This window comes from Methanosarcina sp. (assembly GCF_049706645.1).
Lineage (GTDB): Archaea > Halobacteriota > Methanosarcinia > Methanosarcinales > Methanosarcinaceae > Methanosarcina.
Genome location: NZ_JBNAKP010000039.1, coordinates 1 through 11,125, shown reverse-complemented (window position 1 = coordinate 11,125; position 11,125 = coordinate 1). Strand labels below are relative to the sequence as shown.

Here is an 11,125-nt window from a genome sequence, read left to right as displayed (position 1 = left end):
CATCCCGAACACAGCAGATAAGCCTGCCCACGTTCCTGACTGTACTGAAGTACGCGAGTCTTCGGGAACTCTGGATCGCTGCCATACTCACCCTATACCTATTTTAAAATCATTTTTTTAACACTAGCTTTTCTGATGCCACTTTATATTGTTTTTTGAATACCATTTTATATTATTTTTTGATCCTGATTCTATATTGTTTTTTATACTGGTTTTAATGCTACTCGTTACACATTGCTTTGAATTTCTTTTGAAATATCAGGCCTCTTCGATCAAATCTCGTGTCATTAATTACGACGTTTCATTTTCGACCCGAAATGCATGCACATTTCAATCAGCGCGATATATCGAGTTAAGCTGTCTGAGGTAGTAGTTACTCTGTGTAGAAAGCTTGCAAAAGACAGTTTTATGTGTTTTAGGGTTAATTTTATAGAGTGAACTGAGGTATTTTCGGGCTTCTGTTTTAGAATATCCTTTTTCAGTTTCATTCTCCTCTCAGCTCAAGCCCCGCTTTTACTCCCTTTATCACGGCTTCAGTTATCTTTTTCCCAAAATCCGTACTTGAACCTGCATAAGGAATTTCCTGTTTTTTTCCACATTCCGGGACAGGCTTTGAATCTATCTCCCAGGCAACAATCACTGCATCCGTGTTCGTGCCAAGGAAAGTGTAGCCTTTTTCGATCAGGGCAAGTCCTTTTGCTTCGGTAGCTGTAATGATCGCTCCGAGGAGAGCGGTCTCGGATAGCCTTGCCTTTGAGATCAGGATTATATTTATAGTTCCTATTTTTGCCCTGAATTCCGAGCCGTTACTTACGCCTGCGGTTATGAAAGCTGTCAGGTAACCGTCTTCTATTACCTGAAGGTACTCCATTTTGACAGCTGTAAGAAGGCCAAAGTGAGCTTTTTCAAGGCCCAGCTTCAGGGCTTCTTTTTTCAAGAATTCCTGTGGGTCAGGAGGGTTAAAGGTTTTTGGCACCTGTTTGTTGAAGAGGGATTTTACCCGTGCGCTGCCGCCGTTTAAGCCCGTGCTCACGGCTTCGAAATTTCCTTTGATGATGAGGGCGCTGTCTTTTATGTAGTATTGCATACAAGGGCTCCGTTTTCATAAAGAATGTATTTCAGTACAGGTGGTCGAATTTAGAGATAATCCTTTCCGGAAATAGAACGGCAGTTAAGGGAGCATCAAAATTACGAAGTCAATTCTCTCCCTTCCCCGATTATCCGATACCCAGGTTAGATCACTTTTCGGAAAGTGGGTTGTCTGCTTTTACAGCTTTTCGAATACCTAGTCTTTTCTTGACGTCCAATGTTAAGCGTAACGGCTTAAGAAGCATATCTATACCGGGCCAATGTTTTTGAGCCCCATAAAAACGTTACAATTATAGCTGTGATTGCAGTGAGCACTCCGGTAATAGCCGGGTCATAGTGTGAACCGTTATTAGGGAATAAAGACCAGCTGACATTATCCATGCCATGAAAAAGGACGGCTGCAAACGTGCTTCTTCCGGAGTTGTTATAGATCCAGACGATCAGGATTCGAAGCGCAACTGAATAGACACCGTGTTGCCATACTATCCATGCCAGACTACGATGAGCTTGAATATCAGGTACAACATGGAATATCCCCCACACCAACCCCAGAATGACGCTGGTCGTCAGTGCACTCCATTGATTTTGCATCGGATCAACGGCATATCCCATCCAGCCCATCTCCTCACTTACAGCAGTGATTAAGAACCCAGCAAAAAGTATCGGTATCGTTAGAAATGAAATGTGAGGTTCGGGAAGTGGCCGCTCTGTCAGGCGCATGACTCCATACGACAGTAAATATATAACCGGCAACAAAAAAATAATGGGCACAAACCAGATTTTTGGCTTGATTCTTTTATAGTCGAGGGTTCTCCTAAATAACTTTTTTATTCCGATTAGTTTATTTTCTCTATACACAAGGATCAAAGCCGCAATCATCGGGCAAACGAACGAAAGTGCACTCACAGGAAGATTCATAGGAAGCGGAAGTCCCTGTCTGGCTATAGCGCCAATTAACCAGAATGGAATCGAAAATGCGAAAACCAATAGAAAGAATTCCAGAAGTGACCTTTTAGATGGCGTGCTGATATTCACTAATTACAGTCTCCTGGGCGGGTTGGCTTAGTTTTGATTGGATAAGAAACTTCTTTTGGGCTGCATATATAATGAAAACCCGATGCCGATTTTGCTTAGCCGCTTCCTCAGGGGTATTATATTCTTTAGCATATGTCTTTATAATTCATATTATTTGATGAAAATCGTTCAATCAGTGTTTCACATTATTTCATTTACTGACAAACCTGCACCAGGATTCTATGATGATCGGTTTCATTCCTTCAATTTGAAGGAACTAACAGATATAGCACTCTTTTTATGAATTCTCAGCTGAATTGTTACGGATTTAGCTCAGGAAAATACGGTGGTAAATAAACAAGGTATATTTCAGGATTCCTAATCTTCTGCTTTGAAAGGGATCGTAAGGGGCGCGAAGCGTCAGCAATCCAATCTGAAGGCTTCTGATAATATTCTTCATTGCAACATAATAAACTATTTATCACTGTTCGCCTATTACTAATTATGGATAATAAATATTATTCATATTGGCTAGTCTTTATCGTTCTATCTGGAATATTTTATATTGTTTTTGAAACATCTTATCTTATTTTTGGCTTACGTGGATTTCTAATCATTGCAGGCGTCTTTTTTGTTATTAGTATCCTCTATGGCCTATGGTACTCTATTTCCTTTCAGTTTCGCAGTTGAGTAAATTTATTTCTTTACTCGTCTACAGCTGAAGGATTATTCTGGTAAAGCACTATTTCAGTGCCTCTTTCCCCTACACGTTTACTATTTACAAGAACTACAGGAGAAATCGGGATTTCTTCAGGATTACTTGCGAAAGTGGCCATTTGCAGACTTGGAAATGCTCTTCCTGCTCCGTCCCCGTCAACTACAGGAATATTTTTTTGCACTGCGACTAACATAGTGATAAACTGAGATACTGCGCCTGTTTCTCCAGATAACGCGCAGGAGAAAGCATTTGGTAAGACGCCAGCTTTCGACACTTTTTCAAGGAGCTCAAAGGCTCTTCTGGCTGAATAACCAAAACCAAATTCTTTGACAGCCTCGGGTGCTCCAATACCTCCAACCACTGCCATATATTCTTTGTCGCCGACATTCTCCGGAGAAATATATTCTACCCTTTTCCCTTCATCCAGGATAGCTCTCATTAGAGACTTTCCATCTTCTCTGGCCCCGCCTCCCCCACTTGCAAGTAAAACCGAGCCTTCAAGAATGTTTTCAAGATCTTCTGCAGTAAAATATAATTTTTCTTTATTCATTTCCCCACCCCTGTTGAATTTATACTGAAATCGTTCAGAAATTTGTGAGTTTTTATTTAATTCATATTCTTCAAGAAATTTCTTTTATGGTATCCTGAACTTTCAGCAGGCTAAGAGTAAACTTTCGGTAAGATGCCTATAACCCCTTCTTTCCTTTTAGTCTTAACAAAGAGCATAGCCCAAAAACAATATGAAGCTCCAACAATTTAGCTTTCTGTAATGAAAATATTTCAATTGTTTTTTTGAAATCCTTTTATACTTCAGTTCTCTATTTTGGGACAACAAAACAATAATTATCCTTACAAAATATATAATCCAGCCGAGCGAAGATTTTGATAGGGTTAATTTGAAAAATTGGTTGTATACAACTCTTATACTAGAGTATAAAAGTATGGATAATAATGTCCACCCCTTCCAGACTATACAGCTCGTTGATGCATTGATAAATGCAAATAAGAAATTCTGTATGCTAATTGTGCCCAATGGAAACCAAGACTGCTTCCCAGATAATGAATATTTATTTCATGGGATTTTCAATTACTTCGTGGAACACCTGAAGAACACCGCTTAATTTTTTAGTGAGATCGGGGTTTAAAGGGGCGTTGAAAATCTATCTATTCTCGGTTTTATCTATAAAATTACGCACAACCTCAAGATACTCACCTGTTTTTTCAAGGTGATGTTGATGCGATGCGTCCTCAAAGATAACAATCTCAGAGCCCGGAAGCATGCTATGATAGTGTGCAGTTGTAGAGGGGGTAGCCTCATCATAGCGTCCGCAGGTAAAAAGGGTTGGGACGGATATTTCTTTCAGCAGGTCTACTCGCTCGTAGCCTTCGAGCGTTCCTGTAAGTGTGAACTCGCTTGGACCCCACATTTGTTCATATACTTCATGCCCGAACTTTTCCAAAGTTCTATTCAGGCAGTCCGGCCAGGGGTTTAGGCGGCAGACATGGATCTTATAATAGGTGATCATAGCATCTTGATATTCCCTGGAGCTGAAGCATCCAGATGCCTCGCTCTCATTGATTATTCTCTGGAGAGTATCAGGAAGCTCCAAAAGATAGACTTTCTGATCTGAGGCGAAGCGAGAAGAACTGAGGCAAGGGCCTGAGAGAGTCAGACTCACTACATCCTTCGGTTTTTTAGCCAATATAAAATCGACAGCTAACATACTTCCCCATGATTGGCCAAGCAGATGCATTTTATCAAGACCCAGATAGGTCATAACCTGTTCAAGCTCATCTACGAAGCGCTCGACGGTCCAGAGGGATATATCGCTGGGATTATCAGAGTTGCCACATCCGAGTTGATCATAGAAGATTACTGGTCGTTCATTACTCAAAGCTCCAAGGGGCTCTAGGTAGTCATGAGGTGCGCCAGGGCCGCCATGCAATACCAGAAGCGGGATATTTTTCCTATTTGCCCCGACAATTTTATACCATATATTTCCACCAGTTACTGGAATATAGCCCTCGACAACTTTGGCACTATCCCTTCCTTCATAGCTCATAATTATCCTCTATCGGATATTGCCAGCACTATATAAATAATATCTGGGAATTTCAAGTTGCTTCAAGTCTGCTCTCACTAGATCCTTTTTTTACGATCAATACCAAGTTGCTCAAGAAGCTACAGCTATCAACAACATATAAGATTTGGCTGTCATTGTCAAAGCAATATAATTTTTGGAGTGATTAAGACGGAAAATATGAGAAAGCACACATAATAAAATGACACATAATATGTAGATCGATTCTGAGAAACAACTAAGAAAAAGTTCCAGGTCAAGCCTGAGCTTCGAATCATAAGAGAACTAGACAAAAAAGAATTAGTGCGAGAGGTACGATTCAAAAGCACGAACTCCTACGAGACCAGGTTCTGAACCTGGAGCCTTTTATCTGGCTGGGCAACCCTTGTAAATTGACTTACTTTTAAATAAAATATAGTCCTCCATGTAAAACCCTGAATATATTATCTCTCTTTTCATTGTTTCTTGATTCATAGATTACTTCGCATCTCATGAGTTTCGATCTTATTTTTAGTTGCTAGCCAATAAAAAAATTAAACTCCAGAAGGCGTACCCTCTGAGAGTTAACCCCTTTATGAGATTTTAATATATGCTGTCTTTGTCGCTGTATTGCTACCTGCAGCATTGGTTACTTTTAAACTGACAGTATATTTTGCTGCTTTAGTGTACTTATGTGCAGGGTTCTTTTGAGTTGAATATGTTTTATCTCCAAAGCTCCATTTCCATGACGTTGGTGATCCGGTACTCTTGTCAGTGAATTGAATCTTTAAAGGAGCTTTTCCTGAGGTGGGAGATGCAGAAAAAGCAGCAACAGGAACTTTGGATACCGGGGTTTTGGATATCTGGTTCCCGCTAATTACGGCGTTTTTAATATTTTTTATTGTGATTCCGGAGGAGGGATTCGATGGATACACATTTATTAAGATATTATTTTGTATTTTCACAGTACCACTTTTGAAAGAATTCCCATCTATATATACCCCGTTCTGTTTTATATTTGCAAACCTGTTGTTAGAGATGTCTAAGTTTACCCCTTTAGTTAGAAACTTCTGATACACTCCTTGATGAGAAAGATTGCTAAAGCTGTTCTCACTTATTACTATATTCCTGACACTCTCCTGACCTGGAAAATAAATTCCATACTTCCCATTGTTTTGAATATTATTTCTAATTATAAGTTTGTTATCGATTCCGTTTTTTCCTCCCAGATACATAACACCTGATATACCCTTAAACTTGTTATTTTCATAAATGTGTACTCCATCATTTACGCTGCCGCGTCTGGATATTCCTCCATATCCACCAAAAATTTCATTATTAGAAAAAGTGGACTGTTGTGCACCATCTGAGAATGCGAAAAAATCTGGGAGTTGCGGGTATATTTTATTTTTAGTTACGACATAGTTAATAGTAACAGGGTGAGAATCAATGACACTAGAACCGTCTATTTTTCCCCCTATCAGAGTATTATCAGTGATAAGCACGTCACGGTTTAAAGATTTGCGTTCAGCTGAATTGCCTGTTATAGCATGCCTGCAATTTTCTATGTGATTATGGTTGATATTGACAAAAGCCGAACCGCTAGCTACATTTACACCATATCCACTTCCGGGACGAAGTGAATTGTAAATCTCATTATTATTGACATTCACATTAAAGCAGGAATACAGACAAATAGCACCAAATCCATTATTTTTGAACCCGGAATTAGTGACAGAACTGTCCTTGCAATATTGCATAACCAGTCCATGATGAGACATCGTCGCATCTCTATCCTGTATTCTTATATTCTTTATATGCACTTGAATAGGTCTATAAACTTCGACCTGTGCAGTTTCGGACAATTTGTAGTCTCTCAGAAGCGGTTGATTTAAAGTGACAATATTTCCTTTTACACTTTTAACAGTATAAATTTCTCCTGTCATTTGATCCGGATAATCAAGAGAACACCACTTAACATTTTTCCAGATCTTAATCAAGTCGTTCTGGCGAACCTTGGAAGCGTCAGTTAAAACCACTTGAGATGAGCCCTTATTAGCGTTATTATGCAGTTTTTTGTTTGCGATCACTGATCCACTGAAAAAAAGCCCGTAAATTTCTTTTTCGGAAGTTTGAATGTGAAAAGTTACTTTTCCTTCGCCTATTATTTTCAGATTTTTACCGTTTTGATATATTCTTTTTGTAATGTAATAGTTCCCTTCGTGGATAGTAATTGTATCCCCGCTTTTTGATTTATCCAGTGCTGCCTGAATGCAGGCTGCATCGTTTGCATAATTAGATGTATGAAAAAGACCTGATCCAGCTGATCCGGTTTGCTTGTCAATTACGATATTTGCCGCCAAAGCTGCAGGGCTGCTTAACGCAATACAAAAAAGAAAAAGGGTAATTATTGTCATAAGAGATTTTAAATTTTTCATTAGAGATCACGCATAAACCTGTTTAACTTAGAACCTATCCGAAAAGGTTGTGATCACTAACTTTCACGATTGGCATATTGAATACCTGAATGGGCACTCCATATTAGATCCTGGCATAATTTTACGATATGCCATTGTTAACTTTTCGAAGGGCTCTAAAAACTTCAGTAAATATCTTAACGAAGTTCATATTTCTACCTTAATTAATCTCTCTTATTATTTTTACATAGATATCAACTTTTCTATATTATGTAGAAAGTCCGAAGCGCTCGCGATTACTTATATCTACAAAAGATATTCCAATGCAAGAGATTAAATTATTTTAAAAAAAGAAAACTTCGTGAGGTAGGAGAAAGACTGGAATAAATTTGAAATCAAAGAATAGCAGCTTCAAAGGTAGTAGTGAGAGGAGTGCGGTTCTACATACTGGATTTGTCCTAATTGCAAAAAAAGTTTTCATGATCAAATAGTTGGCGTTACTGTATCCGCCAATTACAGCGATGAGTTTTACAACAAACAAAAATATGTCAGGTACGGTGGAAGATGCAGCCTTAACGGTTGATGTATAGTATGTGAAAAATATACAGAAGGTTTGACTGATATATATGGGAGTGCTAATTGACAACATGAATAATAGGCAGAGTGATATTCTTATTAGATTATCTGTGATTTTATTTTTATCTTTTTTATAATTGAATCGATTTTTGCAGATGAAGTGATAAAAAAGATAAAAATAAGAGGAAGTAGGTCAGTAATCGACCTGTTCTGTTTCTTTTATCTTTTCCCTGAACAGAGTATATACCCACAGCTGGTAGATGATGACTATGGGTACGAATACCAGTGCTCCTCCCAGCATGATGCTCAAGGTCATGTTGGCTTGGTGCTTCCTCAAAGATATCTATTCCGTATTCAAGATAAACAGATGACTTAAGCACGTAAGGATAAATACTTGCAAGCCCGCTTTGAACAACGAAAAGAAGCGCCAGGAGATTGCTGCAAAAGGCCGGGAATACCCTGTCCTTTTTTGTAAAGAACACAGCAAGGATAGCTGCCAATAACGCAAGAACTGGCAATAAGTACAGAGCTGGCATGGCTGAATAGTTGGTTGTAAAACCTTCTATACCCACAAAGGAATATGCCAGATAGACCAGAGCAAGTACAAGTACAATAAGAGTGCTCTTCCTTGCCAGATCACCTGTTTTTGCAACTATGACACCCTCGGTCTTGGCATTGATCCAGAGTGCACCTGAAGTAACACTCATAAACACGAACAAGACCCCGCCTATCAATGCATACGGGCCGAAAAATCCAGGAAGGGTACCTTTATAAACTCCCCCCGAAGCGATTTCAAGCCCCTTGAAGAAGTTCGCAAATGCAACTCCCAGAACCAGAGAGATCAGCAGGCTTCCAACAAACCATCCCCACGTAAGGGCCTTCTGTATCTGGGGATTCTCATCCTTGTGGAGATATTCCACTGTATGTCCCTTGCGACCAGGCCGATGAGCAGCAACATCATAGGAAAATACAGAAAAGTAAACCTCTTCGAGAATACCAGAGGGAATGCAGCAAATGTTCCACCTGCAGCCAGGACGAGCCATACTTCACTACCGCCCCAGAAAGGACCCACAGAGCTCTGGATTTGTATCCTCTGCACCTTATTTGTGGCAATAAAGGGTGCCAAAAGACCTGCTCCAAGGGAAAACGAGTCTACAATGAAGTAAACTCCCCATATAACACACCACAGGAAAAACCAGATAACAACAAGCGTATGATGAGTTAGGAAATCGAACATCTTACTCAACTCCTGTCACATTAACTGCGGTTTTCTTTAAGAGGTATATCTCAAAGACAATCAGGATCAGAAATCGACAAGTAAATGGTAAAAACGTTATTTATAGACAATAATATTAATTCCTTTGCCAAAATATGAAGACCCTTCCACTTCTAATTGGAGTCCCGGGAATTGGGGGTTCCCAAAGGTTATTTCAAATGGGAAACAGACTTTAAATTACTGGATATTTTTACTATCAGTTTATTGGCTCTGGCTCAAACATACATTTTTTACTCTTGCAGCACCAATAATGTATATGGTAAGGAATACAGTCTGGCTATGAAGTAAGGATCTTTACTATAAAAATCCAGGAGTCACGATGATGGATATGAATGTAAGCTGGTACCTTAATAGTGATCCCGAACGTGGTTTGAACCCTCTTTTAAAGTTTGTTAATTCAAATAGTGACGATGAAAACAAAGCAGTAATTTCCTGGGCGAACGAAAACGGTATAGAGTTAATTGACCTTAAAAATTTCACAGAAGCTGATTTGATTAAGAAGAGAAATGAATACAGGGAGCTACTAGATAGAGTGTTAACAGGTATGAATCTTGAAGGAGACGATTGTTGCCTTCGTGGATTCGGGACACTTGCAGAAAACAAGCTTTTCAGTGAAATATTTAAGGACCAGATGAATGGTTATCGCGAATTTAACTCAAAGAAAAACGCCTATTGGGAGGCTGTAAGAAGGGCTGAATACACGGAATTAGGGTTTAATCCTGATTTATCTAGAAGACGTGTCTAAGCACATGTCTTAAAATTCAATTTTATCTTACAGTTAGAATAGGGTTTAACATTTGAAGAATAGGGTTTAACATTTGACCGATAACTTTAGATTAAAACCTTTAACTGCGTAATAGTAGATTAAATCGTATTCCTACTGAATTTAATTGCATGAATGAGACTGTGTTTTTATTGCATAAAATGATATCCTTAAGGTTAACGTAAAACATATTCATTATTGTTTGTAGAATTTTGGTTTGAATTTTCAGACCGCCTGTAAGAGGATCAAAAAACGGCTTAAAAAGTCACTGAAAAAATTTAGTGCGAGATATGCGATTCGAACGCCCGAACTCCTACGAGACCAGGCTCTGAACATATTGCTTTTGATTGTTTTCTTAACGTGACCAAAAGAAACTTAGTTAAATTAGATAATTTAAGCAAAAATAAAGATTAAAAAAGTTTGATGCGAGAGGGCAATTCGAACACAAGAACTAGACTCTGAATAACCTGCAGGTAATCTCATCCTTGCTTGACCTTCAGGCAGAAACCTTCTACTTTAATCCTCATATGCTTGATTCGATCCTCAAGTGCATAAGTCCTAAGGAGAGATCTGTAGAAGTTGACCCAATTTTACTCCATCTTTTTAGGGATATGACCTACACAGATTTCCTTGACCGTTGTCACTTTCATTTTATTTGCCTCTTTATCAAGTTCGCCAGTAACTTCAACAAATTTACGGCAGAAAAATTCAAGGTAATAGTCCAGTTCCCATGGACCTCTATCCCCATAATTCAGCAAATACTCCCTGTCCCACGTCTGAAGATAATAATCTGGACCTTCACCTTTGCTTCCGATCCGCCCATGTTTTACATAAACAAGTCCTTCAAAAGTTTCTATAAGGATTCCTCCTTTTGATATACAGTTCCAGCTAAAAACGAATTTTTTCTAAAAGATAAAAACTGCATCAATTATTAATATAACGAGCTTATCCTAAAACTACTTTTGTTCTTAACAATTTTCAGGTTTCAGGATTGTTTTCATGGTCAGAAACTCGATTAGTTACTCTAAATACAAGATTCAAAGAAGTTAATTGAAAGTTAATTGAGTTATAGAATAAGCTAATTCTAATATATATAGGGTCCTCAAAAAATGATTCATTTTTCGAGGGTTAATAAGCCCTATCTCGTGAATTGGATGTGGTGCTAGTGCTTCCCCAATAAAAGTACAGATGATAATGAATTTATTTTCCATT

General features: G+C 38.6%; 7 protein-coding genes, 1 rRNA gene and 1 pseudogene. 2 read left to right on the top strand and 7 right to left on the bottom strand.

What is annotated here, in order from left to right; all coding sequences use genetic code 11:
• Positions 1 to 87: ribosomal RNA gene (gene rrf / locus ACPK8D_RS13680) — 5S ribosomal RNA — on the top strand; the annotation flags it as partial.
• A 397-nt stretch (positions 88 to 484) separates the two neighbouring features.
• Here rrf and ACPK8D_RS13675 read toward each other — a convergent pair.
• The 6 genes and pseudogenes from ACPK8D_RS13675 to cydB form a co-directional block, all read right to left on the bottom strand.
• A complete protein-coding gene (locus tag ACPK8D_RS13675) occupies positions 485 to 1,087 on the bottom strand; it encodes an adenosylcobinamide amidohydrolase (RefSeq protein WP_424718416.1) in 603 nt (200 codons plus the stop codon).
• A 236-nt stretch (positions 1,088 to 1,323) separates the two neighbouring features.
• Positions 1,324 to 2,124, bottom strand: a complete 801-nt coding sequence (locus tag ACPK8D_RS13670) for a CPBP family intramembrane glutamic endopeptidase (protein WP_424718415.1) — start codon at positions 2,122 to 2,124, stop codon at positions 1,324 to 1,326.
• Positions 2,125 to 2,807: 683 nt separating this feature from the next.
• The gene (locus tag ACPK8D_RS13665) at positions 2,808 to 3,371 is read right to left on the bottom strand and encodes a DUF917 family protein (RefSeq protein WP_424718414.1); all 564 of its coding nucleotides are present in this window, start codon (positions 3,369 to 3,371) and stop codon (positions 2,808 to 2,810) included.
• 610 nt (positions 3,372 to 3,981) lie between these two features.
• The gene (locus ACPK8D_RS13660) at positions 3,982 to 4,884 is read right to left on the bottom strand and encodes a proline iminopeptidase-family hydrolase (RefSeq protein WP_424718413.1); all 903 of its coding nucleotides are present in this window, start codon (positions 4,882 to 4,884) and stop codon (positions 3,982 to 3,984) included.
• Positions 4,885 to 5,474: 590 nt separating this feature from the next.
• Complete coding sequence (locus ACPK8D_RS13655) at positions 5,475 to 7,298, bottom strand: PKD domain-containing protein (RefSeq protein WP_424718412.1); 1,824 nt, start codon at positions 7,296 to 7,298, stop codon at positions 5,475 to 5,477.
• A gap of 707 nt (positions 7,299 to 8,005) precedes the next feature.
• Positions 8,006 to 9,111: pseudogene (gene cydB / locus ACPK8D_RS13650) on the bottom strand (cytochrome d ubiquinol oxidase subunit II).
• A 361-nt stretch (positions 9,112 to 9,472) separates the two neighbouring features.
• Here cydB and ACPK8D_RS13645 point away from each other — a divergent pair.
• Complete coding sequence (locus tag ACPK8D_RS13645) at positions 9,473 to 9,895, top strand: hypothetical protein (protein WP_424718411.1); 423 nt, start codon at positions 9,473 to 9,475, stop codon at positions 9,893 to 9,895.
• A 608-nt stretch (positions 9,896 to 10,503) separates the two neighbouring features.
• Here ACPK8D_RS13645 and ACPK8D_RS13640 read toward each other — a convergent pair.
• The gene (locus ACPK8D_RS13640) at positions 10,504 to 10,671 is read right to left on the bottom strand and encodes a hypothetical protein (protein WP_424718410.1); all 168 of its coding nucleotides are present in this window, start codon (positions 10,669 to 10,671) and stop codon (positions 10,504 to 10,506) included.
• Positions 10,672 to 11,125 lie beyond the last annotated feature (454 nt).